The organism is Pseudomonas sp. No.117 (assembly GCF_054558395.1).
The window spans coordinates 63,367-89,632 of the sequence record NZ_BAAJNP010000006.1 but is presented as its reverse complement, the minus strand read 5'-3'; the positions used below and the strand labels follow the sequence as shown (position 1 = coordinate 89,632).

The following is a 26,266-nucleotide window of genomic DNA, read 5'->3' as shown; positions in this document are numbered from 1 at the left end:
CCTTGGGCTCGGAAAAAACGCGCACTCTACTCGACACTCTCAGCTGGATTCCACCGGTACCGACGCATGTCCACCCGGTCCTCGTGCAGCAACACACCCTCGGCGCGCAAGCGCTCGCGCTGCTCGCGTCCGGACGGGCTGTCGCGGGTCAGGCTCGGCCGGCCATCCGCCGCGATCACCCGATGCCAGGGCAGGGCGCTGCCCTCCGGCAAGCGCCCCAGTACCCAGCCCACCCAGCGCGCCCCACGCCCCAGGCCGGCGAGCTCCGCCAGCTGGCCGTAGCTGACCACCCGCCCTGCGGGAATGGCAGCCAATGCCAGGAAGACCGCCTGGCGACGAGGTTCGGGGGGAGGAGAGGCGGTCATGACGTCCTGTTGCTCCGGGGACAGAGTGCCAGTGTGCCGAAAAGTTTGGTTACGGTGGTGCTGAAACGTGTCGAGCTGCCGCATTCTTCCAGGATGACCCTCCTTTGGGCGGTATTTCCGGAAACTTGCCTAACTTTTACCCAGCAACGGTTGCGCCGACCTCAGGCACCCGGATAATCGCGGCCTCTCGTTTCGTTACCTTTCCACCCAAGTCCACCCAAGGTGTCCTGGTGCCCATGCGTTTTCGATTCCTTTCCTCGCTCGCGCTGTTGTCACTCGCTTCCTTCGCCCACGCCGACACGGTCTGGCTGAAGAACGGCGACCGTCTCACCGGAACCATCAAGCTGCTCGACAGCAAGAAGCTGCTGCTGCAGACCGAATATGGCGGCAACATTCCCCTGTCGTGGGACAAGATCAAGACCCTGCAGCGTGATAACCCCGTCATCGTCCAGCGCGGCAAGTACGAGCCCGACTTCCCGGTGGAAAGCCTCAAGCCGGCCGACGACGGCCAGGTGGTGGTCACTACCGCGGACGGCCAGCAGACCGTGCCCCTGGCGAGCATCACCCAGATCGTGCCGCCGCGCCCCTTCCTGCGCGACTTCGCCTGGAAGGGCAACATCGATGCCGGTCTGGACTACATCAGTTCTTCCGAAGACAGCGAAAAGTACGACATCGACTTCAAGACCCAGGCACGGCATGGCATGTGGCGGCACAATGCCAATGGCAGCTATGACCGCTACGAAGCCGATGGCGCGGTATCGACCAGCAAGTACGATCTGCAGTACGCGCTGGATCGCTTCTTCGACGAGAAATTCTTCTGGCAGGGCCGCGCCGAATACAAGCGCGACTGGATCCAGGAACTGGCCAAGCAGCGCACCATAGGTACCGGTCCCGGCTACCAGTTCTGGGATAACGAACTGGGCGCCTTCTCCCTCACCGGGCTGCTCAACCACAACCGCTACCAGTACAAGGACGGTGGTTCCGACCAGTTCCTCTCGGCCAGCATGAAGTGGGACTACAACCGCTACCTCTACGGTCAGACCATCCAGTTCTTCACCACCGGCGAGATCGGCCGGCCGCTGGACAACACCGCCAACCTCACCTTCGACGGCGACGTCGGCCTGAGGTACAAGGTGACCAACTGGGCGTCCCTGAACCTCAAGGCGTCCAAGGAGCTCACCAGCGGCGCCGAGGGCAACGTCAACCAGACCGAGTACACCGCCGGCGTCGGCGTCTCCTGGTAACGTCATATTTCCCTGAGCGCTGTGCATACCGTCAAGGCCGCGATTCTCGCGGCCTTTTCGTCTGCGCGCGGCCCGGTGCGAGCACCTTGAAATCGGCCTGGTCGCCTCCATCTCTTGGCTTTCAACCGGTTTCTACCGTGAAGGACTCGAGATGCGCGTGACCGCCTTACTCTTCTTGCTGTTTCCCTTTGTGGAACTGGCCGTTCTCATCAAGATCGGCAGCGAAATCGGCGTGCTCGCCACCTTCGCCCTGCTGCTGCTGAGCTTCCTGATCGGCGTCGCCCTGCTGCGCATCGCCGGTTTCACCACCCTCTGGCGCATCCGCATGCGCCTGGCCCAGGGGCAGATGCCCGAGCAGGAAGTCATCCAGGGCCTGACCCTGGCGATCGCCGGCGCCCTGCTGATCTTCCCCGGCTTCATCAGTGACGTCCTGGCCCTCGTCTGCCTCCTGCCGGTCACCCGCAAGGCCCTGCTGGGCGCGGTGATCGCCCGGGTGACCCGACGCCATCCCGGTGCCCAGGGCTATCAGCCGGGTCCTGGCCATTCCGCGCCCCATCGCCCCGAGGTCATCGAAGGTGAAGTGATCCACCGCGATGAGGAAAAACGCTAAAAATTTTGCGGGCCACCCTTGAAATGCCTGGCGACAACCTCATGTAGCGGACACCGCAAGGTTGTCGCCGCGAGGCGAGCAGGTTTCGCGTCCTGTCATGCACGGGGCGCACCCGGCGCAGCCGGTCAAAACAAACTGCCGATGCAGTCATCGGCGCTGGAAACACTCAGAACTTTGGGAGATACGACAATGGCGCTTCGTCCTCTGCATGATCGCGTTGTGATCCGTCGCAGCGAAGAAGAGACCAAATCCGCTGGCGGCATCGTGCTGCCGGGCTCGGCTGCCGAAAAGCCGAACCGCGGTGAAGTGGTTGCCGTAGGCACTGGACGCGTGCTGGACAACGGTGAAGTCCGGGCTCCGGCGGTAAAAGTGGGTGACAAGGTGGTGTTCGGCCCCTACTCCGGCAGCAATGCCATCAAGGTCGATGGCGAAGAACTGCTGGTGATGGCCGAGTCCGAAATCCTGGCCGTCATCGAAGGCTGATCCCCGCTCACTTTTCGAATTTCTTAGAGGAAACAGAACATGGCTGCAAAAGACGTCAAATTCGGTGACTCCGCGCGCAAGAAGCTGCTGACCGGTGTCAACACCCTGGCCGACGCCGTCAAGGCCACCCTGGGCCCGAAAGGCCGCAACGTGGTTCTGGAGCGTAGCTTCGGTGCTCCCCTGATCACCAAGGACGGCGTTTCCGTCGCCAAGGAGATCGAGCTCAAGGACAAGATCGAGAACATCGGCGCCCAGCTGGTGAAAGACGTGGCCTCCAAGGCCAACGACGCGGCCGGCGACGGCACCACCACCGCCACCGTACTGGCCCAGGCCATCGTCACCGAAGGCCTGAAGTCCGTGGCTGCCGGCCTGAACCCGATGGACCTGAAGCGCGGCATCGACAAGGCCACCGCTGCCGTCGTCGCCGAGCTGAAGAACCTGTCCAAGCCCTGCGCCGACAGCAAGGCCATCGCCCAGGTAGGCACCATCTCCGCCAACTCCGACGACAGCATCGGCAACATCATCGCCGAAGCCATGGAGAAGGTTGGTAAAGAAGGCGTCATCACCGTCGAAGAAGGCTCGGGCCTGGAAAACGAACTGTCCGTCGTCGAAGGCATGCAGTTCGACCGTGGCTACCTGTCGCCCTACTTCATCAACAAGCCCGACACCATGTCCGCCGAGCTGGACAGCCCGCTGCTGCTGCTGGTCGACAAGAAGATCTCCAACATCCGTGAACTGCTGCCGGTGCTGGAAGCTGTCGCCAAGGCCGGTCGCCCGCTGCTGATCGTCGCCGAAGACGTCGAAGGCGAAGCCCTGGCCACCCTGGTGGTCAACAACATGCGCGGTATCGTCAAGGTCGCTGCCGTCAAGGCGCCCGGCTTCGGTGATCGTCGCAAGGCCATGCTGCAGGACATCGCCATCCTGACCGGCGGTACCGTCATCTCCGAAGAAGTCGGCCTGAGCCTGGAAAGCACCACCCTGGAGCACCTGGGTCAAGCCAAGCGTGTGGTCCTGAACAAGGAAAACACCACCGTCATCGACGGCGCCGGCGTCGAGGTCGACATCCAGGCCCGCATCAAGCAGATCCGTGCCCAGGTCGAAGAAACCTCTTCCGACTACGACAAGGAGAAGCTGCAAGAACGTCTGGCCAAGCTGGCCGGCGGTGTTGCCGTGATCAAGGTTGGCGCTGCCACCGAAGTCGAGATGAAAGAGAAGAAAGCCCGCGTCGAAGACGCCCTGCACGCGACCCGTGCTGCGGTGGAAGAAGGCGTGGTGCCTGGTGGCGGTGTCGCCCTGGTGCGTGCCCTGGACGCCCTGAAGGATCTGAAGGGCATCAACGAAGAGCAGAACGCCGGTATCAACATCCTGCGTCGCGCTGTCGAAGCGCCCCTGCGCCAGATCGTCACCAACGCCGGTGACGAAGCCTCCGTCGTGCTGGACAAGGTCAAGCAGGGCAGCGGCAACTACGGCTACAACGCCGCCACCGGCGAATACGGCGACATGCTGGAATTCGGCATCATCGACCCGGCCAAGGTGACCCGCAGCGCGCTGCAGGCGGCTTCGTCCATCGCTGGTCTGCTGATCACCACCGAAGCCATCGTGGCTGAGCTGCCGAAAGACGACGCAGCCCCGGCCATGCCCGACATGGGCGGCATGGGTGGCATGGGCGGCATGATGTAAGAGCCGCTCCGGCCCTCGGGCCGAGCCGAGCCCCGGTGTTCCTCGCGGACACCGGGGCTTTTTCATGTTCGGTATTCCTGAAGGCGCGCACGCCGCTGCGCTGGTCGAGGTCGCTGGTGGCAGGTAGGCTCTGCGTCGAACAGGCAACAGCGGCCCCTGCGGTGGGCCCGGGCAAGAGGTCGGCGACATGCGTATCCTGGTGGTGGAAGACAACAAGGACATCCTCAGCAACCTGCTGGACTACCTCAGCCTCAAGGGCTACAGCGTGGATTGCGCCCAGGATGGCCTGTCCGGCCTGCACCTGGCCGCGACCGAGCACTACGACCTGCTGATCCTCGACATCATGCTGCCGGGTATCGACGGCTACACCCTCTGCCAGCGCCTGCGCCAGGATGCCCGGCGCGATACCCCGGTGATCATGCTCACCGCCCGTGACCAGCTCGACGACCGCCTGGAAGGCTTCCGCTCCGGCGCCGACGACTACCTGGTCAAGCCCTTCGCCCTGTCCGAGCTGGCCGCCCGCGTCGAGGCGGTGATGCGGCGCACCAAGGGCGGCGGCCGTCGCCAGTTGCAGGTGGCGGATCTCAGCTATGACCTGGACACCCTGGAAGTGAGTCGCGCCGGGACGCCGCTCAAGCTCAATCCCATCGGTCTGAAAATCCTCGCCCTGCTGATGCAGAAGAGCCCCCACGTGGTGCGCCGCGAGGTATTGGAGGAGGCGGTCTGGGGCGAGGACTATCCGGACAGCGACAGCCTGCGCAGCCACGTCCACCAGCTGCGCCAGGTGATCGACAAGCCGTTTGCCCAGCCACTGCTGCGGACCATCCACGGCGTGGGCTACAAGCTGGTCGAGCAGGATTAGCCATGGAATATCACCTGAGCCTGTCGCGGCGGATCGTCATCGCCTTCGTGCTGATGACCTTTCTGGTCGGCGGCGTGTTTTCCCTGGGGATCGTCGCAGTGGTCCACACCGTCGAGGAACGGCTGATCTCCACCGACCTGCGCAACGAACTGGACCGCATGGTACAGCGCGACATGAGACGCGGCGGTCAACCGGTGCTGGACCCCGACATGCGCCTGTATTTCGTGCCGCTGGCCGAGGCCGCGCACCTGCCCGAGCACCTGCGCGACCTGCCGGCGGGCTTCAGCGAGGTGGAGGAAGACCATCAGTACTTCTACGCCTACGTGGCCGAGATCGACGGCAACCACTTCGTGCTGTTGCAGAACCAGAGCGATTTCGAGGCACGCGAACGCCTGCTCTACAAGGTGGTGCTCATCGGCTTCCTGATCAGCGTGGCATTGGCCTGGCTGCTGGGTTGGGCGCTGGCGCGGCGGGTGATCGCCCCCGTGGTGCGGCTGGCAAGGCAGGTACGCCGCCGCGACCAGATCCTCGATGTGACGCCGCCGCTGGCACCGGACTACGCCAAGGACGAGGTCGGCGAACTGGCCGGCGCCTTCGACGATGCCTTCGATCGCCTGCGGGCGGCCCTGGCGCGCGAGCGCCTGTTCACCAGCGACGTCAGCCATGAGCTGCGCACCCCGCTGATGGTGATCAATTCCTCCTGCGAACTGCTGGCCGCCACGCCGGACCTGCCGCCACGGGCCAAGGGCCCGCTGGAGCGCATGACCCGTGCGGCGCGGGAGATGCAGGAGCTGGTACAGACCTTTCTCGCCCTGGCGCGCAACCAGGGTGACAGCGATACCCAGGTACCGCGGGCCACCCTGGCCGAGGTGGCGCGCCGGCAGACCGCGGAATGGCAGGCGGCGGTGGAGGCCAAGGGCTTGCAGTGGCGCCTGAGCGTGGCGCCGGAGGCCGATTGCTATCTCTGGCACGAACCCTTCCTGCGCTCGGTGATGAGCAACCTGCTGCGCAACGCCCTGCACTACACCGAGCGCGGCTACATAGGGCTGCAGGTCGGGGCCACCGGTTTCGCCGTCGAGGACAGCGGGGTGGGCATTCCCGAGGAGCAGCGCGAGGCCATGTTCCAGCCCTTCGTGCGCGGCGCCGAGGGGCGCGGCGAGGGCCTCGGGCTGGGCCTGTCGCTGGTGCGACGGATCTGCCAGTTGCAGGGCTGGAGCGTGGCCCTGGGCGATAGCGCGGTGGGCGGCTGCCGCTTCGACATCAGTCTCGGCGACGACAGGGTAGCAGCCTGAGATGACAGAATTTTCACAAGCGCTTGACCGGGGTTTGACAGCGGCCTGAGTAGGGTAGCGGCACCTCTCTACTCCCAGGAGCCGCCTCCGTGAAAGCGCCCATCGACCTGCCCTTTTCGCAAAAGTACGATGCCGACCACGCTCGCCAGTATTTCCTGAAGCACCAGGACGGGCTGGCTCGCCGCCTCTCCAACTGGCGCGACCAGCAACTGGCTCGTCAGGCACTGAGCATCGCCGGCCAGCCCAACCTGGTACTGGACCTGCCCAGTGGCGCCGGGCGCTTCTGGCCGCTGCTGGCGGAAAAGCGCAATCGAGTGATCATCGGCGCCGACTATTCGGAAAACATGCTGGCTACCGCCCGGGAGCAGCAGCCCGCGGAGGTCGTCGCCCGGGTCAAGACCCTGCAGACGTCGGCTTTCGCTATCGACTTGTCCGACAATTCTGTAGATTGCATCTTCTGTATGCGCCTGCTGCACCACGTCGGCGAGTCGGCGGACCGCCTGGCCCTGCTGCAGGAGTTCCACCGGGTGACCCGCGACAGCGTCATCCTGTCGCTGTGGGTCGACGGCAACTTCAAGGCCTGGCGTCGCCAGGCGCTAGAGCGCCGCCGGCAGGCGCAAGGCCGCGACCGTGGCGGCTACCAGAACAGATTCATCGTCGAGCGCAGCCAGTTCGAGGCGGAGGTCGCCCAGGCCGGCTTCGTCGTCGACCGGGCCCTGGACTTCCTGCCGGGCTATGCCATGTGGCGGGTCTACGTCCTGCGCAAGGCCAATTGACGCTATTCCAGAACAAGAGAGGCAGCTGATGGGAGCCGTGACGCAGGGCGAAGAGGGTTTCGAGCGCTGGTGGAACACCGCCGGCGACTGGGTGGAAGCCCCCAACGTGCGCCGCGGCGGCGAGAGTGGCGTCCAGCGCCTGCGCCTGCCCGACGGCACCCTGGCCTACGTCAAGCGCCAGGTCGGCCATCTCTATCGCAGCCTGCGCCATCCCCTGGGGCGTCCCACCGCCCTGCGCGAGCGCGATGCCCTGCTCGCCTTTCGCGAGCTGGGCATCAAGGTGCCCGAGCTGCTGTTCTGCGCCGCCCGGCAAGCCCAGGGCGGGTGGCGCGCGCTGCTGGTCAGCGCCGCCCTGGAGGGCTACCAGGATCTCGATCAGTGGTACGCCGAGGGCGCTGGCAGTCATCTCAGCGAGGCGGAGCACGAGCGCTTCCTGACCGCCCTGGGAGGTGTGCTGGCGCGCATGCACAGCCATCGCTGGCAGCATGGCTGCCTCTATCCCAAGCACATCTTCGTCGCCGAGCGGCAGGGCAGCGCGGGCAAGGAATTCTCCGTCGCCCTGCTCGATCTGGAGAAATGTCGGCAGCGACTGTCATTGGCGACGGCCGCCCGTCGGGATATGCTGCAATTACGCCGCCATTCGTCGTGGAACGCTGCGCAATGGCGAACTCTCCTCTACGGTTACCAACAAGCGTTGGGACGACAGATCAGAGGGTTGGAGCCATGACTTCACAAATTACTCGAGGTTTGCTGATCGCGGCTTTCTGTGGCGTCACCACCTTGGCCTATGCGAGCTGGTTGCGTCCGGCGGCCGCGGTGGTCGGTAGCGAGGAACTCAGCTATTGCCAGACCCCGGTCGCGCGGAATCTGGCTACCTCCAATACCGGCAGCCACGACCTGCTGCTCTTCCTGTTCGGCATGACCCAGACCCACAACCGCTGATCCCAGCGCGGTCAAGGTCCTTTCGCTTCCCAGCCAAGTTCGGCATGCTGTCGATTGACCAATCGCTGCCGAGCCCCGCCAATGTTGGCCGATAGTTTTTCCGAGCAGGCCGTGCAGAGCCTGTTGGACACCGATTTCTACAAGCTCACCATGATGCAGGCCGTCCTGCACAACTATCCGAACGCGGAAGTCGAATGGACCTTTCGCTGTCGCAATGACGAAGACCTGCGACCCTACCACGCGGCCATCCAGGCCGAAATCGATGCCCTCGCCGACGTCGCCATCAGCGACAGCCAACTGGCCTTTCTCGAGCGCATCGCCTTCATCACCCCCGATTTCATCCGCTTCCTGCGGCTATTCCGCTTCAATCCATCCTATGTCTTCCTCGGCGAGGAAGAGGGCCGCTTCACCCTGACCCTGAAGGGGCCCTGGCTGCATCTCATCCTGTTCGAGGTGCCCATCCTGGCGCTGATCAGCGAGGTGCGCAATCGCCAGCGCCATGCCGAGCTGCCGCTCCAGGTGGCCCAGGATCAGCTCTATCGCAAGTTCGACTGGCTGGCGCGCGAAGCCGGCGCCGATGAGCTGGCCGAATTCAAGATGGCCGACTTCGGCACCCGGCGGCGTTTCTCCTATGGCGTGCAGGAGATGGTGGTGCGCAGCCTGAGGGATGATTTCCCCGGGCGTTTCGTTGGCACCAGCAACGTGCACCTGGCCTGGAAGCTGGGAGTCGCTCCCCTGGGCACCATGGCCCACGAATGGCTCATGGCGCACCAGCAGCTGGGACCGCGGTTGATCGACAGCCAGATCGCCGCGCTCGATTGCTGGGTGCGCGAGTATCGCGGTCAGCTCGGCATCGCCCTGACCGACACCATCACCATGGACGCCTTCCTGCGCGATTTTGATCTCTACTTCGCCAAGCTCTTCGACGGCCTGCGCCACGACAGTGGCGATCCGCTGCAGTGGGCGGAAAAGGCCATCGCCCACTACCAGCAGCTGGGCATAGACCCCCTGACCAAGACCCTGGTGTTTTCCGACTCGCTCAACCTGGAAAAGGCCCTCGCCCTGTTCCGCGCCCTGCGCGAGCGGATCAACGTGAGCTTCGGCATCGGCACCCATTTCACCTGCGACATCCCCGGGGTGCAGCCGATGAACATGGTGCTCAAGATGAGTCGCTGCAACGGCCAGCCGGTGGCCAAGATCTCCGACGCGCCCGGCAAGGCCCAGGGCGGCGAGCCGGACTTCCTGCACTATCTGCGGCACGTCTTCCAGGTCGACGGCGCCTGAGCCTGTTCGAAGCCTGCTGCGCGTCGGCCAGAGGGCGTTGAAAAGCTACGGGGTCGCCAGCCCCACCTGGGCGGCCCCGACGGAACGCTCATCTACTACTCGTTGACTCGGACGCGAGCCCGGTCGAGCACGAGTTCGATCCGCCTCCTCAGGCGTTCGGTTCGCTAGTGCTCACTCTTCGAGCCAGCCGTTGGCGGTTACTGCCCTTGGTCGTTGCGCGTTGGCTGGCGCCAGCTCGCGAGCGTTTGAACAGGCTCCGAGTCACGGCCTTTGGTCTCAGGACGAGCAACTGATCTCGAGATGCTTGCCCCAGTCCGGAGGCCGCTGGGCGAACCGCTCGCGGCCTGGTTGAGCCTCGAAGGGACGCGAGAGCACCTCGTGCAGCAGTCGCACCTCGCGGTAATCGCCCGCTTCGGCTTGTTCGATGGCCTGTTGTGCCAGGTAGTTGCGCAGGACGTAGAGCGGATTGACCGCGTTCATGCGCGCGGTCCGGTCGGCTGGCGCACCGCCTTCGGCGTCCAGGCGGGCGCGATAGGCCTGGCTCCAGTCGTCGAAGCCACGCAGGTCGATGAAATCCTCGCGGACCCGGGCAAGGGCGGCCTCGGGCGCCTCTTCGCCCAGCCGGCGGAAGAACAGCGGATAGTCCACGCCGCCCTGTTGCATCAGGGCCAGCAGGCGTTCGACCAGCTCCTGGTCTTCATCGCGCGCTTCCTGCAGGCCCAGCCGCCGCCGCATCAGGTCCAGGTAGTGCGCCTGGTAGAGCGGCAGGAACAGAGCGATGCTTTCCTGCAGGGTCTCGACCGCCACCTTGGGCGTCAGCGCCTGGGCCAGGGCCGCCAGGTTCCAGTGGGCGATGGGTACCTGGTTGCTGTAGGAGTAGCGCCCCGTGTGGTCGGAATGGTTGCAGATGAACTGGGCGTCGAAGTCGTCGAGGAAGGCGAAGGGCCCGAAGTCGAAGGTCAGGCCCAGGATCGAGAAATTATCGGTGTTCATCACGCCATGGCAGAAGCCATAGGCCTGCCAGTGGGCGATCAGCCGCGCGGTACGCTCCACCACCTCGCGGAACAACGCCGCCCAGGGCTCGGGCGTGGCCAGCAACTCGGGGAAATGCGCGGCCAGGACGTGTTCACCCAGCTGTTCGAGCAGCGCATGCTGGCGGGTGTAGTAGAAGTATTCGAAATGGCCGAAGCGCACATGGCTGGGGGCCATGCGCAGCAGGGTGGCACCGGTTTCCAGTCGCTCGCGCACCACCTGGGTGGAGGAGCCGATCACGCAGAGGGCGCGGGTGGTCGGGATGCCCAGGGCGTGCAGCGCCTCGGAGGCGAGGAATTCGCGGATGGAAGAGCGCAACACGGCGCGACCGTCGCCCATGCGCGAATAGGGCGTGAGGCCGGCACCCTTGAGATGCAGGTCCCAGTGCTCGCCGCGGTCGTTCACCACCTCGCCCAGCAGCAGGCCGCGGCCATCGCCCAGGCGCGGGTTGTAGGAGCCGAACTGGTGGCCGGAATAGACCATCGCCCGCGGCTCGGCGCTGTCCCACAGCTGGGCGCCGGCGAACACCTGGGTGAATTCGGGCGTTGCCGCCTCGGCCGGGTCCAAGTCCAGCAACGCCATGGCCGCGGGCGAGGCAACCACCAGCCGCGGATCGTCCAGCGGCCGCGGCTCGATGTGCGTGGAGAAGTCATCGCCCAGACGGGCGAATCTGTTGTCGAAGGTCAGGTCGAGCAGCTGTTTCATGGGTATCCCGGCAGGTTAGCGCAGCGGCCGTCAGGCCTTGGTCGGCTTGGGATCCTCGGCCTCCTGCTGGGCATCCCCTTCAGGTAGGAGGGGCGTTTTGCCCAGTTGTTTCTCCGCGCCGTGACGATTCTTCAGGGTGATCTCCATTTGCGGCGTGGACAGCAGGTTGATGCCGGCGTCGCGCAGCAGTTGATCGATCCGCCGGATCAGCTCGTCGGTGGCGGCGCTGCGGTCGCCCAGCTCGCGCACATAGATGCGCAGCTCGTGGTCCAAGGTAGTGGCGCCGTAGTGGATGACGTACAGCGAGGGTTCGGGATCGTGCAGCACCCGTACGTTTTCCTTCACCGCCTGCATGATCAGCTGCTGGGCCTGGGCCAGGTCGGTGCCGCGGTTGATACCGAAGGTCAGCACGATGCGGGTGACGGTGTCGGTCAGCGTCCAGTTGATCAGCTGGCTGGTGACGAAGGTCTTGTTCGGCACCACCACCGACTTGCGGTCGGCATCGGTGATGTGGGTGGCGCGGATGCGGATCTTGTTGACCGTGCCGGTCACGTTGCCGATGGTGATCAGGTCGCCGACCCGCACCGGGCGCTCGAAGAGGATGATCAGGCCGGAGATGAAGTTACCGAAGATCTCCTGCAGGCCGAAACCCAGGCCGACGGAGAGGGCCGTGGCCAGCCACTGCAGCTTGTCCCAGCTGACCCCTAGGGTCGCCAGGGTGGTGACGGTACCGAAGCCGACGATGACGTAGGAGAGCAGGGTGGTGGTGGCGTAGGCGCTGCCCTGGGCCAGGTTCAGCCGCGACAGCACCAGCACCTCCAGCAAGCCGGGCAGGTTGCGCGCCAGGGCGACGGTGAGCGCGGCGATGACCAGGGCGATGATGAACACCCGCAGTGTCAGGGGGACCTGGGTGGCCGCGGCGCCGGTGCCGCTGGTGTATTGGTAGAGGGTGACGTTGTCCAGGTAGGAGAACACCGCCACCACGTCGGCCCAGACCAGGTAGAGCACACCGAGGAAGGCCAGCAGCAGGGTCAGGCGCAGCAGGCGCGAGGATTGCTGGTTGACTTGCTCCATGTCCAGGGTCGGCTCCTGCACCACCTCGACGCCCTCGGCGTCCTCCTGCTGCGCCTGGCGCTTCTGGATGGCGCGCTGGTAGGCGAGGCGCCGTGCGGCCACGCTCAGGCCGCGGGCCAGGGTAGCCTCGAGGATGATCCAGGCCATCAGCACATAGAGGGTGTCCACCAGGCGGTCGGTGAGCTTGAGCGCGGTGTAGTAGTAGCCGAACAGCACGGCGAAGAACAGCACGGCCGGGATGGCGGTGATCATCAGGCCGAGCAGCAGGCGGAAGAACGGCAGGCGCTCGCGGGCGGTGGCGTTGAGCAGCGAGCGGCCCAGCATCCAGGCCAGGCTGGCGTAGGCGACCAGCACGATGAGGATGCCGAGGACGTCGTCGGCCAGTCCGGCCAGCTGACGCTCGGCGATGGCGACCACGGCCATCAGCGCCAGGGCCAGCAGCCCCACCCGGCGTACCAGCCGGCGGAGTGACTGCGCCTGGGGCCGGGCCCAGCGGAAGTGGGTCTCGGCCACGCCGCCGGAGGCCAGCAGGCGATAGACCGTGTAGAACACCAGCCAGCCGGCGGCGATCTCCAGCAAGGCCGCGCCTATAGCGGCGTTGACGCCGCGCTCGTCTCCTTCCAGGGCCACGCCGCCCAGCCAGAGCACCAGGCTCGCCGGCAGGCCGAGCAGGATGGTGAGCAGCACGGCCTGGGGCGTGTGCAGCTGGCTGTCGCGCTGGTAGTGGCCGATATCCTGGTTGAGCCGGTTGACCCGCGCATGGATGCGTGGCCGCTGCCAGATCAGGGTAGCGAAGGCCAGCACCAGCGGCAGCAGCAGCAGCGGCCGCTCCGCCAGGCCCACGTAGAGTTCGTGGAGGCTGGAGCCCCAGGGGACGTCGCGCAGTTGCTGCGTCAGCTTACGCGGGGCGCTCTTCACCCAGTTCCAGTCCAGCGGCTTGTTGCTGGGAATCCAGAACATCTGCTCGTCGAGGGTGCCGCGCAGGCTGCTGATGGTGGTCTGCAACTGGCGCTGATTGAGTTGCAGGTCGATGGATTCGCTGAGCAGCGAATTGAGTTCGGTATTGAGTCTTTCCTGCAGCTCGCTGCGGGTCTTGAGCAGGTCGAGCAGCTGCTGGCGCAACTGCGGCGTGACCTTCTCCGGCGGTTGCTGGGCCAGCAGGTTGCTGACGTAGGCCTCCGGATTGGCGATCTGCGCCCGCTGCTGATTCAGCTCGAACTGATAGAGCCGCAGATCGGCGATGTCGTCGGTGAGGTCCTTGTTGACCTTGACCGAAGGCAGCGCCGCGCGCTGCTGGTAGAGCAGCTTGGACAGCAACACACTGCCCTTGAGCACGCTGATCTGCTGATCCATGTTCTCGGTGGTCTGCTTGAGTTGATCCAGCTGCTGGCGGGACTCGAGGTTGCGGCGGTTGAGATCGTTGAGTCTGTCGGTGGCGCGCAGCAGGTAATCGGACAGCTGCAGGTTGAGCCCGGTCTCCTGGGACAGCACATCGTCACCGGCGGTCTTTTCCGATTCGCGCGAGGCCTCGGCCAGGGTCTTCTCGGACTGCTGGCGCCGCTTGCCGCTGATGAGGGTCTGCAGGTCCAGGGTCTCCTGCTCGTAGCGCTTGACCTGTTCGCTGAAGAGTTCGCGGCGGACGGCGCCAAGGTCCTGCAGGACGCTGTTGCCGGCCAATTCTTGGCGCAGCAGCTGGATCTGCGCATTGGCCGCGGCCTGTTCCGCCAGCAACTGGCCACGCCGCTCGGCGGTGAGGGCCTTGGCATTCTCCCGTCCCGTCTTGAGCAGGTCGGCGATCTGCTGCAGGCGCGTCTGCAGGTTGGCGATGTCCACCTGGGCACGCTCGGGGCGGGTCTGGGCGTTGATCACCAGGCTGTTGGCCGCGTTGAGGTCGTCCTGCACGCTGTTGAGTGCCAGGCTGGTCTCGCTCAGGCGCTGCTCCAGGGCCTGGGGCGTGGCGCCGGCATAGCGCTGGTCGGCCGGCTTGACCGGCTCGGCGCGCAACCGGGCCAGTTGCCGCTGGGCATCCTTGGTCTGCTGGGGCGCCTGGGCCAGTTGCTGGCGCAGGTCGGTCAGCTGCTTGACGTACTGGTCGCGCTGGTCGAGCAGTTTCAGCGTCTGCTGCAGGCTGTCCTGGGCAGCGCTCTGCTCGGCGGCGGGCAGCTTGCGATCGGCCAGCCCGCTCAGGCTCTGCTGAACCTGCTGGGCATCGGGCAGCGCGGCTTCCTGCGCGGAGACGGGAAGGGTGAACAGGCAACCGCAGAGAGCGGCGGCGCGAAGCAGGGCGGACAGGCGGTGCATGCGGCAGGCGTCGGGCAGTGGAAAGGCGCGAGGTTAAAGCCAGGCTGCCCAGGGTGCAAGGCAGGGCCGTCCGCGCCGCGAACCCCGTTCATCCGCGGTTAAAGAAAGAGCGCGGGGCCGCTGCTGCCGCCTTCGGGAAACTTCACGCCGACCTTGCGCACGCGCTTGTTCTCGATGGCCGCGACGATCCAGACCAGGCCGTTCCATTCCACCAGGTCGCCGACGATGGGTTCGCCGCCGATCTCGTGGGTGATGAAGCTGCCCAGGCGCTGGTTGCCGTCCACGTTGCCCAGTTGCAGACCGTACAGGGCCGCCACGGCGCTGAGTTCGGCGTCGGCTTCCAGGACGAAATCGCCGAAGAATCTCTGGGTCTGCTGGGGTGCCTGGCTGAACAGGCGACCTAGGGCCGGCAGGTCGTGCTCATGGCCGACCACGCAGAGGATGTCACCGGCCTCCAGGGTGGTACTACCCGAGGGGTGCAGCAGCGTCTCGCCGCGGAACAGCGCGGCGATGCGGGTACCCTCGGGCATCTTCAACTCGCGCAGGGCGGCACCGATGCACCATTTCTCTGCGCCTAGGCGATAGATGAACAGCTCCCATTCGCTGGTGGGGTGCACCTGCAGCCCGGCGCGGGAGAAGGGCGCCGGTTCCGGGGGGACCGTCACCTTGAGCAGCTTGGCCGCCAGTGGCAGGCTGGAGCCCTGTACCAGCAGCGACACCAGCACGATAAAGAAGGCCACGTTGAAGAACAGCTGTGCCTGGGGCAGCCCGGCCATCATCGGGAAGACCGCCAGGATGATGGGCACCGCGCCGCGCAAGCCGACCCAGGCGATGAAGGCCTTCTCGCGGTCGTGGAAGGCGCGGAAGGGCAGCAGGCCGATGGCCACCGACAGCGGGCGGGCGACCAGGATCATCCACAGCGCCAAGCCCAGGGCGGGCAGGGCGATGGGTAGCAGGTTGTGCGGCTCCACCAGCAGCCCCAGCACCAGGAACATGCCGATCTGCGCCAGCCAGGCCATGCCGTCGAGCATGTGCAGCATGCTGTGCCGGCTGCGGATCGGCCGGTTGCCCAGCAGCAGGCCGGCCAGGTAGACGGCGAGGATGCCGCTGCCGTGGGCGGCATTGGTCAGGGCGAAGATCAGCAGGCCGCCACTGATGGCCAGCAGCGGATAGAGGCCGTCGGCCAGGTGGATACGGTTGATCAGTTGCAACAGCAGCCAGCCGCCGCCGAGGCCGATGACGCCGCCGATGGCGAATTCGCTGACGAAGTGGCCCAGCAGGCTCCAGGTGAAGCCAGTCTGGCCGCTGGCGAGCATCTCGATCAGGGTGACGGTGAGAAACACCGCCATGGGGTCGTTGCTGCCCGACTCGATTTCCAGGCTGGCGGTGACCCGTTCGTTGAGGCCGCGACCACCGAGCAGCGAGAATACCGCGGCGGCGTCGGTGGAGCCGACGATGGCACCGATCAGCAGGCCCTGCAGCAGGCTGAGATCGAACAGCCAGGCCGCGGCGATGCCGGTCAGGCCGGTGGTGATCATCACTCCCACGGTGGCCAGTGACAAGGCCGGCCAGAGAGCCACCCGGAAGCTCGACACCCGGGTGCGCATGCCGCCATCGAGCAGGATCACCGCCAGGGCCAGGTTGCCCACCAGGTAGGCCATCGGATAGTTGTCGAAGGCGATGTGCCCGGGCCCGTCGACCCCGGCGAACATGCCGACCACCAGGAAGATCACCAGGATCGGGATGCCGATCCGCGAGGAAATCGAGCTGACCAGAATCGACAGGCCGATCAGCACCGCACCGATCAAGAACAGACTGTTGATGGTGACGGCGTCCAAGCGCGACTCCTGTGGCAAAGGATTGAAGAACCTAGGGATTTAACCCGCTGGGCGGTCGGGGTGTCAAAGCGCAGCGCCGCTGGCGGCGGAGGAAGACGGTACACTTTGGGGCTGTCTGGACAGCCATTCCGTGGTCGGGCGCTACAACTTGGCTGGTGATCAGGCCAGCCGCAGCGACGAGTGGCGCGAAGGGATCGGACGGCTGCGGGCGCTAGAGTCCGTGCCGGCGGTCTTTGCCAGCTATCACGAAGCGGTGGCGGCACTTAATCCCAATGGCACGCTGCGCTACTACCCAGGTTCGTCTGAATTAATCGGGCCAGGTGCTGCGACCCCAGGATCGGCTGCTGTTCAATAAGCTGCACCCCGAGGACGGTCGCCTGCTCAAGGAAGACGTGGCCGGAGATCGCCGGGTGGCGGTGCACCGGAAGGATGGCTGGCTGCTGCCAGTGCCCGAGCGCCGGGCACTGCTGCTGATCGATAACGCCTCTAATGATGCCATGCATCCTCAGCTCGTAAAAAGTCTTGGACGTACTGTTGTTGATCCGAAATATCTTGACGGGTCAACGCCCAGCCAAGATGGGCGTTGACAAACTCACCTTGTGTATCATCACAGTAGTACGCCGTCTTCGCTTTCCCTAAGGTGTACAGATTGATCAGGCGAGTACGAGCATGCGGCTTAAGAAGATCGAAAACTACGATGGCTGGATTGTTTGAAAATACCAATGCCTTACCCGGACTGATCGCAATGCTGAACAGCAGGTCCTTCAAGTAATCCCCCTTGCGGAAGGTGGGGTAATCCGAGCATAGCAAGCATGACTGCTCATAGCTGTACTCTCGCATGGATGCCCGTAAGAGCCCATCTGAAAAAGGCTGTGCAATCAATGGTAGTAGTTCGTTCTGGATAAATAAGACAAAGGACATTACTCCGAGAGAGTCAGTCGCCTTAAAGTAATCGATTAGCTCGTCAACTGATTTATGCGAGAAGTGCTGTTCGGCCTTAATCTTTTTTCGCAAGGGATCAAGTGCCGAACGGACATCCATGGCCTTAAGAATGTCAGGGTGCCGGGCCTCCAATGATGTCAAGGTATTCGCCAGTTGCCGACGATCAGCTATATCCCAATTCTGGATACTACTTTCTAGTGCCTTTTTAATGATCTTATGGCCGGCCTCATCAATCAGAGGGGTTACATGGCTAGACTCGACTTCAAAGCCTCCAGCTGGAAAGTCGATACGGTAAAGATCCTGGATCGAGGCGGTACGTTTGATGGCGACAGACTTGATCTCCATCGCGCCGCTAGAGGGTAATCGGCGGTAGCGGAAGATTTTACCCTCGGCATGCTGCCAAGCTTTTAAGAAATACTGAGGGATGAAATGGTGGTTGCGCGGGGGATTCGACATACAACAAAACTCTCCAATTTCCCAAGCCATATTCCCTTCTATGGCCAAGCAGAAAAGGCTGTTTTGCCGATGGCTGCCTACGCCGACTCCTATCTGCCCTTCGCAAAAGGCAGATAGGGGAAAAATACAGATTCTAATTTTGGAGCTGACCCGTGCCCCAAAGGTAGATGTATTGAATAAGGCGGAAGGTAGTGCGAATGACAAACTGCATGGGAGATGCAGTTAGAGTGAGACCAGCTCCGCGATTTTTGCGGCAACCACTGACATAGAGTCTTCCGCAGTGTCCAAGCCGCTTCGGGATGCGAGCAACGGACTGATATTACGAAGAGCGTCGTATGTTGTGTTGTGCACAATGGGTACTAGCTGGTTACCTGCCAAGAGTACCGAAAGTTCTTTGTCGGCGACGCTCTCTTTTGGCAGGCGGTCCAGTAGAGTAGGGGTCACCAAGACAAGTCCAATTCGTGAGTTTGCTAAGCCTTTGTCGATAGCTCGCATCATCGGAACGCCAAGTCCAAGATCCTTCTCGCTGAACCAAACTTTAACCCCGGCCGCCACAAGGAGCTCGTGCAGCTCTTTTGCTGCCCCCTGGCGGTCGTCCCATGCGTGGCACAGGAATACGTCACGTAGGTCAGGTTGCGCGGCTGCTCGCGCCTCCACGGCTTGGCGGATTGGGGTGAGTGACTGCACTTGAGCAAATGTGTATGGTACGGCCGAACCCGCTTTGGACCAGCGAGGCCTCGTGCCGCTGCTAGACCTGCCACTGCCACTCCCGTAACTATTCCCACTACTATTAAGCGATGGATAGTAAGCTCGAGAGCTGCTGCTGCTGCTGCTGCTGCGGTAGCGGCAAGCAGGGCAAGCCGCTGCTGCGGCCGCTGAGCTATGTCCACGTACTGGTGCTGTGCATCTAGACATATCGTAATCCTTGCATAAATGGGAGCTAGACCCAAGGCAGAGAACCTGCCCTGGGCTCTGTTAAGCGACTAAATCAGTTGGTCGCTTTTGGGCGAATGACGATGCGGAACGGTTGGCCGTTAGCACGCCGAATCACCTTTCCCGATTTGGTGGTGATGGTCATTCGATAGATGACCTCGCCTTCCTCGTCGGGCTTTTCGAACATCTCAAGCTGGGACATAGAATGTCTTCCATTGAGGTGGCTCGAACACAGAACTCGCTCCCTTGCGTAAGCAGTCCGCAAGGGCTACCATCGCAAGGCTTTAGTCACAAAAGCGCGAGAGACATCTAGAGCCAGTTCAGATGTCTTTTACCGAGGCCGGTCAAGTTCGCACCTTGACCGGCCTTTTCGTTTCTGGCGTTCCGTCACTCAGTTCAAGCCCACTTAAATCGTCTAATGCGCTATAAATCGAGACTCGGAGGCACCATAATCAAAGCGTAACATCATCATTTTGATGATGTCAAGCGCTCACGTGTTATGCTCCACATCGGATGTGATCGACCATGTGTTGGCCATATAGCAAGACAGTCAAGGCAATTTAGTAAGTATGACGGAGAGCAGATGATTGACTTAGGAGACTACAGCCAGGCGCAGCGGGAGCGCTTGGTATACATAGATTTCCGCCTGTATTTCACAGGGACTGTCTCCCGAGCGGATCTAATGGATCGCTTCGGGGTAGGCGCTGCCGCCGCCACTCGGGATTTCGCCCTATACCGCGAGATTGTCCCTGGCAACACGGAGCTCGATACGGTAACTAAACATTACGTGATACGCGACACCTTCTCGCCCTTGCTTGCTCATTCGCCTGAGCGGGTACTTACCGCCCTTTCCCAAGGGTACGGCTACGGCCTGGATGGAGAGAAACCACTTATCCTAAGTGAGTCTGTTTCGCTACTTAGCAAGCCCAAGGTTGAGATCCTCGCGCCAATCACCCGTGCGATCAGCCTGAACCAAGTGGTGAAAATTGGCTACACGTCGGGCTCGGGCGAATCTGAACGTGAAATTGTGCCCTTTGCTATCAGCTGTGATGGGTTGCGCTGGCACGTCCGGGCTTACGATAGGAAGCGAGAGAAGTTTGTGGACTTTGTATTGGCGCGTATCGGTCATGTCCAGATTCAGTTAGGGCAGAAACCCCGTAGCGTAGAAGAATCAAAGAATGATGATCAGTGGAATCGCATGTTGGATCTACCCCTCGTTCCACACCCAGACAAAAATTGTGAGCAGATTGTGAGGCGCGATTATGACATGCCTGATGGGGTGCTTAGGCTGCGTGTACGTGCTGCGATGGCGGGGTATGTCCTGCAGCAATACCACGTTGATTGCTCTCCAGACCATAGCAATGAGGACAAGGCTTATCGCCTCTGGCTAAGCGATCCCTTGGCTTTGTATGGGGTGGAAAGCGCGATGTTTGCTCCCGGATACAAAAGTCCGAATAGCTAAAATCAGCTTCCATAGATGGGCGGGGATTTTAGTCGGGCCTGCTACGGAGAGCTGATCCACAGACTGCTACTGGCCGATCGCTGTCATTCAGCAACCCCAAGCAACGCTTATCCCGCCGCATCTTGTAAAGTTGCGACATCATTTCGCACCGCATCGGTCAATCAGAGGCGGCGGGGTGTGACCGAATTGCACTGCTCCTCTGCCCTCGCGGGTACTGATATGGTCGAACACGGTCATTAGCCATCAGCGCCAAGTAAGGCCGCGAATAGATCGCCTGTGAATTCCCCATGCTGGCGCAGATCCGTCAGCACCTCCTCAGCTTTGCTGTTGGCGTAGCTGAGGCGGTTCAATGATTGGCCATGGAAGTCGTTTGGAAAGTCGTCACGCAGTTAGTTTACATGTGTGGCATTGCCGCGCTTCCATAAAAAGTGAAATGCTGACAAGGTGAGTGGTACGTCTGGACACTCGGGAACAGGCATATGGCAGTGGTAGTACTTGACAGGCTACGCAGCCTCTTTAACAGCATGCGCGCGCAAAGTATTAGTCGGTACCGATTCAGCTATCAGCGAGGGTCGTTGACCTTTGACGTCATGTTCCTGATAGACGAAACCCCCTACGCGCTCCTGTTCGGCGCCCAAGGGGGCAACCTATCTTTTGAGTTTCAGGTGCAGCCCGGTTTCCGTGTCGTGCATCCACACTTGGGCAAGGCTGACTACGCGATGCTCTGCCGCTTGCTCGGCCTTAAGTGGGACCCGAACAACTCGTTTTCACCGGGCGGCTTTCTTGCCGACTTCAACTCTCACATCCCAGCAACTGCTGTACCGAGTCAAAAAGCTGGGCCTCACCACGTTGCCCAGGTTCGCCGAAATGTCGAGGATGCGCACAAGCGATTCTTCTGTGGCTGGAGAGATAACAAGGTACGAGGCGAGCGCGTTACACCCCAGAATCTCAAAAAAACGCGGGAGCTGATGGGGCCCCAAACGGCAGATACCTGCGACCAGAAAAACATCAGCAGCTGCTGGACTGATATCCCGAGTGGAGCAGTCGCTGTCACTGATCCCTAGAGCTTGCAATTCATCGTTTAAGCGGGCGATTAGCTCTTGACCGTTTCGGTGCGGCAATCAATAGGGGGGCATGATCACAGCAAGGGCCAGGTTGCCCACATCGGATAGTTGTCGAAGGCGATGTGCCCGGGGCCGTCGACCCCGGCGAACATGCCGACCACCAGGAAGATCACCAGGATCGGGATGCCGATCCGCGAGGAAATCGAGCTGACCAGAATCGACAGGCCGATCAGCACCGCACCGATCAAGAACAGACTGTTGATGGTGACGGCGTCCAAGCGCGACTCCTGTGACAAAGGATTGAAGAACCTAGGGATTTAACCCGCTGGGCGGCCGGGGTGTCAAAGCGCAGCGCCGCTGGCGGCGGCGGAAGACGGTACACTGTAGGGCTGACGCTGGAGTATCCCATGAATTACCGACACGCCTTTCATGCCGGCAACCACGCCGATGTCTTCAAGCACGCCACCCTGCTGCGGCTGGCCGCCTTGCTGGCGCGCAAGGAAACACCCTTCGCCTACCTGGACAGCCATTCCGGCGTCGGTCGGTATGACCTGGCCGGCGACCAGGCCAGCCGCACCGACGAATGGCGCGAGGGCATCGGCCGGCTGTGGGCGCTGGACGCTTTCCCCGCGGCCTTCGCCGGCTACCGTGAGGCGGTCGCGGCGCTCAATCCCGATGGCGCCCTGCGCTACTACCCCGGCTCGCCCGAGCTGATGCGCCAGGCGCTGCGGCCCCAGGATCGCCTGCTGCTCAACGAGCTGCATCCCACGGATGGCCAGCTGCTCAAGGAAAACATGGCAGGCGACCGCCGGGTAGCGGTGCACCAGAAGGACGGTTGGCTGCTGCCGAGGGCGCTGCTGCCGGTCGCCGAACGCCGGGCCCTGCTGCTGATCGATCCGCCGTTCGAGAAGGCCGATGAGCTGGAGCGTTGCGTCAAGGCGGTGCAGGAGGCCATCGGACGGATGCGCCAGACGGTGATAGCGCTCTGGTATCCGATCAAGGATCGCCGCCAGCTCAGGCGCTTCCACGCAGGACTGCAGAACAGCGGCGCGCCCAAGTTGCTGTGCGCCGAATTGCTGATCCGCCCGGCGGACGATCCCACCCGCCTCAACGGTTCCGGCCTGGCCATCGTCAATCCGCCCTGGGGCCTGGAGGAAGAGCTGCGCGAGTTGCTGCCCTGGCTGGCCGAACACCTGGCCCAAGGCGAAGGCAGCTGGCGGCTGGACTGGCTGATCGCGGAATAAGCTTTCCGCCGGTTTGGGTAGCGTCCAGGCAGTGTTGGGCTTCGCTGTGCTCAGCCCAACCTACCAGAGCACTCGAAGCGGCTTTGTAGCTTGGGTTGAGGCGGCTCCATCGCCGAAGCCCAACAGGGCGGTCAATAGCTCATCCGTGCCCGGGCTTTCAGCGTGCCAGGCTGGGTGGCAGGCAGACGCCGGTGCCGGCCAGGCCGCAGTAGCCGTTGGGATTCTTCGCCAGGTACTGCTGGTGATAGGCCTCGGCGTAGTAGAACGGCGGCAGCGGGGCGATCTCGGTGGTGATCTCGCCGTAGCCGGCCTCGGCCAGCTGGGCCTGGAAGGCGGCCTGGCTGGCCTCAAAGGCCTCGCGTTGGCTGTCGTCGGTGTAGTAGAGCGCTGAGCGATACTGGGTGCCTACGTCGTTGCCCTGGCGCATGCCCTGGGTCGGGTCATGGGCTTCCCAGAAGATCTTCAGCAGCGCATCCAGCGAGGTCTGCGCCGGATCGAATACCACCAGCACCACCTCGGTGTGGCCGGTCAGGCCGGAGCAGACCTCTTCGTAGGTCGGATTGGGCGTGTAGCCCCCGGCATAGCCGGCGGCAGTGGTCCAGACCCCAGGTTGTTGCCAGAAGCGCCGCTCGACGCCCCAGAAGCAGCCCATGCCGACCACTAGGCTCTGCAAGCCAGCCGGGAAGGGGCCCTGCAAGGGATTGCCGTTGACGAAGTGGGCCGGCGGTACGGCCATGGGCGTTTCCCGGCCGGGCAGCGCCTGTTCGGCGGCGGGCAGGTGGCTTTTCTTGGTCAGGATTTCGGAACGCAGGACCATGGGATACCTCGTTGGAAAAGGTCGGGCGAAAGGCCCAGTGTACGCAAAATCGCCGCGGCCGGGTCGGCACCGCTCGGCGGCTCAGCGCGCCTGCAGGTAGCGCGCCAGGGCGGCGTCGAGCTGCTCAGCCGGGATGGGCTTGTCGAACAGATAGCCCTGGCCGATATCGCAGCGATGATGGCGCAGGAAGGCCAGCTGTTCGGTCGTTTCTATGCCCTCGGCAACCACCTGCAGCCGCAGGTTATGGGCCATGGCGATCACCGCGGAGGTGATTTCCATGTCGTCCTGGTTGTCCGGGATGTCCTTGATGAAACTCCTGTCGATCTTGATGATGTCGATGGGGAATTTTTTCAAGTAGCTGAGCGACGAATAGCCGGTACCGAAGTCGTCCATCGCCAGGCTCATGCCCAGGCGCTTGAGGGCTTCGAGGGTATTGCGGGTGGCGTCGGTGGCGTCCAGCAGCAGGCTTTCGGTGAGCTCCAGTTCCAGGCGCTCGGGGGCGATGCCTTCTTCGTCGAGGATGGTGACGAAGGACTGCACCAGGTCGGGATCGGTGAATTGCTTGGGCGACAGGTTGATGGCGATCTGCAGATCGGCGAAACCCGCGGCGGCGAGGCGGTGCAACTGGCGGCAGACCTCGCGGATGATCCATTTGCCGATGGGCACGATGAGCCCGGTTTCCTCGGCGATGCTGATGAACTGGTCGGGGCGGATCATGCCCTTTTCCGGATGCTGCCAGCGGATCAGGGCCTCCAGGCCGAGCAGCTTGGCCCGGCGCAGGCAGACCTTGGGCTGGTAGTGCACCAGTAGCTCGTTCTGCTCCAGCGCCCGGCGCAGGTTGTTCTGCACGAACAGCTTGTTGCTGGCCTCGGCGATCAGCGCCTCGGTGAATACCTGGACCTGGTGGCCGCCGGTGGCCTTGGCCCTGTGCAGGGCCAGGCCGGCGTGCTTGATCAGGGTCTGGGGATCGGTTTCGTGCGGCCGCGCGGTGGTCAGGCCGATCGAGCAACTGATCAGGGTCGGGTGACCTTCCACGTAGAGTGGCGGATCCAGGGCCACCAGGGTGTCGCGGGCCAGGCTGGCGGCGGACACCGCGTCCATGCCCTCGAGCAGCACGGCGAATTCGTTGCTGGCGATGCGGGCGATCAGCGCGCCCTTGCCCAGGGCGCTGCGCAGGCGGCGCGCCAGGCCGACCAGCAACTGGTCACCGATGCGGTGGCCCAGGCTGTCGTTGACTCGCTTGAAGTTGTCCACGTCCACCAGCAGCAGCGAGTGTTCCCGGCTGGGATTCGACTGCTCCAGGCGGGCCTCCAGGCGGGCGATGAAATGGCTGCGGTTGGCCAGCCCGGTGAGGCTGTCGCGGAACACCATCTCGTCGTTGTGCTGCTGGGCGAAGCGGGTCTTGCTGGTGTCCTGGAAGATCCCCAGATAACCCTGAAGGTCGCCATTGGGCTGTTGGATCTTGGAGATCGACAACTGGCCCCAATAGGTTTCGCCGTCGCGACGATAGCAGCGCAGCTCGCCTTGCCAGCTGTCCTGGTGGGCCAGGCGCTGCCAGGCTTCGTAGAGCAGCTCGCTCCAGTTTTCCAGCGCCGGCAGGGATTCGATCAGCGTGCCCTGAAGCTTGCCGATGGGATAGCCGGTGATCCGGGCGAAGCTGTCCGTGGCGTGTTCCAGGCGACCGCTGGCGTCCAGCAGCAGGAAGGCATCGCTGCTGGCTTCCATCACCCGCGTCAGCGGATGGGCGAGCTTCGGCACGCTGTCCGCCTGGTGGAGCAGGGTCGCCAGGCACTCCGCCAGGCTGCGGGCGAAGGCGACGTCCTCGGCTTCCCAGGTGGCCGCCCGGTCGCGTCTCAGGCAGAGCAGGCCGGTCAGCTGGCCCTCGTGGACCAGGGCCACGTCCAGCGCTGTCCCGCCCGCGGTGTGGGGCGGCTGCAACACCTGGCTGGCGTCCTCGATCAACCCGTCTTCGCGAAGGCGACGGCGATGATCGCTGCACAGTGAGGGCAGGCGCTCCTCGTTGCCCAGGGTAACCAGGCCATTGCCCTCGTAGCGCCACAGGCTCAGTTGGTCGACGGCGAAGGCAGCCGGTCCCTGGGTGCGCAGGAGCTCCAACAATTCGTCGTCGACCGGCGGCTGGCGCAGCGCCAGGCGCGCCAGCTCGAGCAGCAGGCCCTGCCGGGCCTGGGCCATCGCCAGGCGTTGCTGGCTGTGGTCCTGGCTGTCCTGCAGCAGCGAGAGGGTCGAGCGCAGGGCCAGGTTGTGGGCTTCCCACTCGCCGGCCAGGGCATCGTCATTCAACACCTGCAGCAGATAACCCTGCAGCAGCGGGCGGCCATGGCGCTGCAGGCTCTCGCCCACCTCGATGACCTGGCAGGGCGCGCTGGGGGAATGGAAGAGGTAACGCACCTGATAGCTGCCATGTTCGGCGAGCTGCAGCTGTATGTCCTCGTGCAGGCGGTGACGGACACTGGGTTCCATCAGGCTGGCGTAGGGGGCATCGATGAGCGAGCACAGCGCCTGGGCGGGCAGGCCGAGGCTGGTCTCGCAGCGGGAATCGAGGTAGAGCATCGCCCAGGAGGCTTCATTCAGACGCTCGAAGCGCAGCAGGCCCAATCGGGCAGGCGCTTTGAGAGCGCCTGCCTGATCGGCTACCGCGGCATCGGCAGCATCGGAGTGAATACTCATGCGAGGGTCCGCGTCCTTGTGAAGACGGAAAGATGTCCTAGGGTTATCGGAAAGGACAGACAAATCATTAATCCTTTTTCCTCTCCGCCTCGCCAGCACGCTGGGATGGCTGCCAAGGGTGCCCGATGAGACCCGGCGGGTGCAAGGGGCGACGTCCGGACCACCATCCTAC

At 63.4% G+C, this 26,266-nt stretch carries 24 protein-coding genes and 1 pseudogene; 15 read left to right on the top strand and 10 right to left on the bottom strand.

The window, feature by feature from the left end:
- Positions 1-26 precede the first annotated feature (26 nt).
- A complete protein-coding gene (locus ACYJP6_RS15480) occupies positions 27-365 on the bottom strand; it encodes an MGMT family protein (RefSeq protein WP_459475922.1) in 339 nt (112 codons plus the stop codon).
- A 236-nt stretch (positions 366-601) separates the two neighbouring features.
- On the opposite strand from ACYJP6_RS15480, the gene ACYJP6_RS15475 reads away from it, so the two are divergent.
- From ACYJP6_RS15475 to pncB, 10 genes are all read left to right on the top strand, one after another.
- Positions 602-1,609 (top strand): DUF481 domain-containing protein, encoded by a 1,008-nt coding sequence (locus ACYJP6_RS15475; protein ID WP_459475921.1) that lies wholly within the window; start codon positions 602-604, stop codon positions 1,607-1,609.
- A gap of 151 nt (positions 1,610-1,760) precedes the next feature.
- Positions 1,761-2,219, top strand: a complete 459-nt coding sequence (locus tag ACYJP6_RS15470) for an FxsA family protein (RefSeq protein ID WP_459475918.1) — start codon at positions 1,761-1,763, stop codon at positions 2,217-2,219.
- 189 nt (positions 2,220-2,408) lie between these two features.
- Positions 2,409-2,702: a co-chaperone GroES gene (locus tag ACYJP6_RS15465; RefSeq protein ID WP_058763482.1), complete on the top strand. Its 294-nt coding sequence runs from the start codon at positions 2,409-2,411 to the stop codon at positions 2,700-2,702.
- A gap of 39 nt (positions 2,703-2,741) precedes the next feature.
- The gene (gene groL / locus ACYJP6_RS15460; protein ID WP_459475916.1) at positions 2,742-4,382 is read left to right on the top strand and encodes a chaperonin GroEL; all 1,641 of its coding nucleotides are present in this window, start codon (positions 2,742-2,744) and stop codon (positions 4,380-4,382) included.
- Between the two features lie 187 nt (positions 4,383-4,569).
- Complete coding sequence (locus ACYJP6_RS15455) at positions 4,570-5,244, top strand: response regulator transcription factor (RefSeq protein ID WP_459475915.1); 675 nt, start codon at positions 4,570-4,572, stop codon at positions 5,242-5,244.
- 2 nt (positions 5,245-5,246) lie between these two features.
- Positions 5,247-6,536 (top strand): sensor histidine kinase, encoded by a 1,290-nt coding sequence (locus tag ACYJP6_RS15450; RefSeq protein ID WP_459475914.1) that lies wholly within the window; start codon positions 5,247-5,249, stop codon positions 6,534-6,536.
- An 89-nt stretch (positions 6,537-6,625) separates the two neighbouring features.
- A complete protein-coding gene (locus tag ACYJP6_RS15445; RefSeq protein ID WP_459475913.1) occupies positions 6,626-7,312 on the top strand; it encodes a class I SAM-dependent methyltransferase in 687 nt (228 codons plus the stop codon).
- Positions 7,313-7,340: 28 nt separating this feature from the next.
- Positions 7,341-8,039 (top strand): lipopolysaccharide kinase InaA family protein, encoded by a 699-nt coding sequence (locus ACYJP6_RS15440; protein WP_459475912.1) that lies wholly within the window; start codon positions 7,341-7,343, stop codon positions 8,037-8,039.
- A complete protein-coding gene (locus ACYJP6_RS15435; RefSeq protein WP_459475911.1) occupies positions 8,036-8,254 on the top strand; it encodes a hypothetical protein in 219 nt (72 codons plus the stop codon). Before ACYJP6_RS15440 ends, ACYJP6_RS15435 begins: the two co-directional genes overlap by 4 nt.
- Positions 8,255-8,335: 81 nt before the next feature.
- A complete protein-coding gene (pncB, locus tag ACYJP6_RS15430; protein WP_459475910.1) occupies positions 8,336-9,538 on the top strand; it encodes a nicotinate phosphoribosyltransferase in 1,203 nt (400 codons plus the stop codon).
- 276 nt (positions 9,539-9,814) lie between these two features.
- Here pncB and selO read toward each other — a convergent pair whose 3' ends face one another.
- From selO to ACYJP6_RS15415, 3 genes are all read right to left on the bottom strand, one after another.
- Positions 9,815-11,275, bottom strand: coding sequence for a protein adenylyltransferase SelO (gene selO, locus ACYJP6_RS15425; protein ID WP_459475909.1), 1,461 nt, complete (start codon positions 11,273-11,275; stop codon positions 9,815-9,817).
- A 30-nt stretch (positions 11,276-11,305) separates the two neighbouring features.
- Complete coding sequence (mscK, locus tag ACYJP6_RS15420) at positions 11,306-14,650, bottom strand: mechanosensitive channel MscK (protein ID WP_459475907.1); 3,345 nt, start codon at positions 14,648-14,650, stop codon at positions 11,306-11,308.
- A gap of 98 nt (positions 14,651-14,748) precedes the next feature.
- Complete coding sequence (locus ACYJP6_RS15415; RefSeq protein ID WP_459475905.1) at positions 14,749-16,488, bottom strand: potassium/proton antiporter; 1,740 nt, start codon at positions 16,486-16,488, stop codon at positions 14,749-14,751.
- A 130-nt stretch (positions 16,489-16,618) separates the two neighbouring features.
- Between ACYJP6_RS15415 and rlmJ (ACYJP6_RS15410) the strand changes: the two genes are divergently transcribed.
- The gene (gene rlmJ, locus ACYJP6_RS15410; RefSeq protein ID WP_459475903.1) at positions 16,619-16,843 is read left to right on the top strand and encodes a 23S rRNA (adenine(2030)-N(6))-methyltransferase RlmJ; all 225 of its coding nucleotides are present in this window, start codon (positions 16,619-16,621) and stop codon (positions 16,841-16,843) included.
- Complete coding sequence (gene rlmJ / locus ACYJP6_RS15405; protein WP_459475901.1) at positions 16,809-17,075, top strand: 23S rRNA (adenine(2030)-N(6))-methyltransferase RlmJ; 267 nt, start codon at positions 16,809-16,811, stop codon at positions 17,073-17,075. The genes rlmJ (ACYJP6_RS15410) and rlmJ (ACYJP6_RS15405) overlap by 35 nt, the downstream gene beginning before the upstream one ends.
- Here rlmJ (ACYJP6_RS15405) and ACYJP6_RS15400 read toward each other — a convergent pair.
- The 3 genes from ACYJP6_RS15400 to ACYJP6_RS15390 all read right to left on the bottom strand — a co-directional run bounded on the left by ACYJP6_RS15400 (position 16,975) and on the right by ACYJP6_RS15390 (position 19,021).
- A complete protein-coding gene (locus ACYJP6_RS15400; RefSeq protein WP_459475899.1) occupies positions 16,975-17,916 on the bottom strand; it encodes a DUF4238 domain-containing protein in 942 nt (313 codons plus the stop codon). The two genes, rlmJ (ACYJP6_RS15405) and ACYJP6_RS15400, sit on opposite strands and share 101 nt — an antisense overlap.
- 192 nt (positions 17,917-18,108) lie before the next feature.
- On the bottom strand, positions 18,109-18,543 hold the full coding sequence (locus ACYJP6_RS15395; RefSeq protein WP_459476217.1) for a toll/interleukin-1 receptor domain-containing protein: 435 nt from the start codon (positions 18,541-18,543) through the stop codon (positions 18,109-18,111).
- A 331-nt stretch (positions 18,544-18,874) separates the two neighbouring features.
- A complete protein-coding gene (locus ACYJP6_RS15390; RefSeq protein ID WP_459475897.1) occupies positions 18,875-19,021 on the bottom strand; it encodes a hypothetical protein in 147 nt (48 codons plus the stop codon).
- A gap of 381 nt (positions 19,022-19,402) precedes the next feature.
- On the opposite strand from ACYJP6_RS15390, the gene ACYJP6_RS15385 reads away from it, so the two are divergent.
- Positions 19,403-20,281, top strand: a complete 879-nt coding sequence (locus tag ACYJP6_RS15385; RefSeq protein WP_459475896.1) for a helix-turn-helix transcriptional regulator — start codon at positions 19,403-19,405, stop codon at positions 20,279-20,281.
- Positions 20,282-20,760: 479 nt separating this feature from the next.
- Positions 20,761-21,345: a DUF6037 family protein gene (locus ACYJP6_RS15380; RefSeq protein ID WP_459475895.1), complete on the top strand. Its 585-nt coding sequence runs from the start codon at positions 20,761-20,763 to the stop codon at positions 21,343-21,345.
- A 69-nt stretch (positions 21,346-21,414) separates the two neighbouring features.
- Here the strand turns inward: ACYJP6_RS15380 and cvrA are convergent.
- Positions 21,415-21,623 (bottom strand): annotated as a pseudogene (gene cvrA / locus ACYJP6_RS15375) (potassium/proton antiporter); the annotation flags it as partial.
- Between the two features lie 129 nt (positions 21,624-21,752).
- Between cvrA and ACYJP6_RS15370 the strand changes: the two are divergent.
- Positions 21,753-22,589, top strand: a complete 837-nt coding sequence (locus ACYJP6_RS15370) for a 23S rRNA (adenine(2030)-N(6))-methyltransferase RlmJ (RefSeq protein WP_459475894.1) — start codon at positions 21,753-21,755, stop codon at positions 22,587-22,589.
- 157 nt (positions 22,590-22,746) lie between these two features.
- Here the strand turns inward: ACYJP6_RS15370 and msrA are convergent, their stop codons facing one another.
- Positions 22,747-23,406 (bottom strand): peptide-methionine (S)-S-oxide reductase MsrA, encoded by a 660-nt coding sequence (gene msrA / locus ACYJP6_RS15365; RefSeq protein ID WP_459475893.1) that lies wholly within the window; start codon positions 23,404-23,406, stop codon positions 22,747-22,749.
- Between the two features lie 81 nt (positions 23,407-23,487).
- The gene (locus ACYJP6_RS15360) at positions 23,488-26,094 is read right to left on the bottom strand and encodes a putative bifunctional diguanylate cyclase/phosphodiesterase (RefSeq protein WP_459475892.1); all 2,607 of its coding nucleotides are present in this window, start codon (positions 26,092-26,094) and stop codon (positions 23,488-23,490) included.
- Between the last annotated feature and the right edge of the window lie 172 nt (positions 26,095-26,266).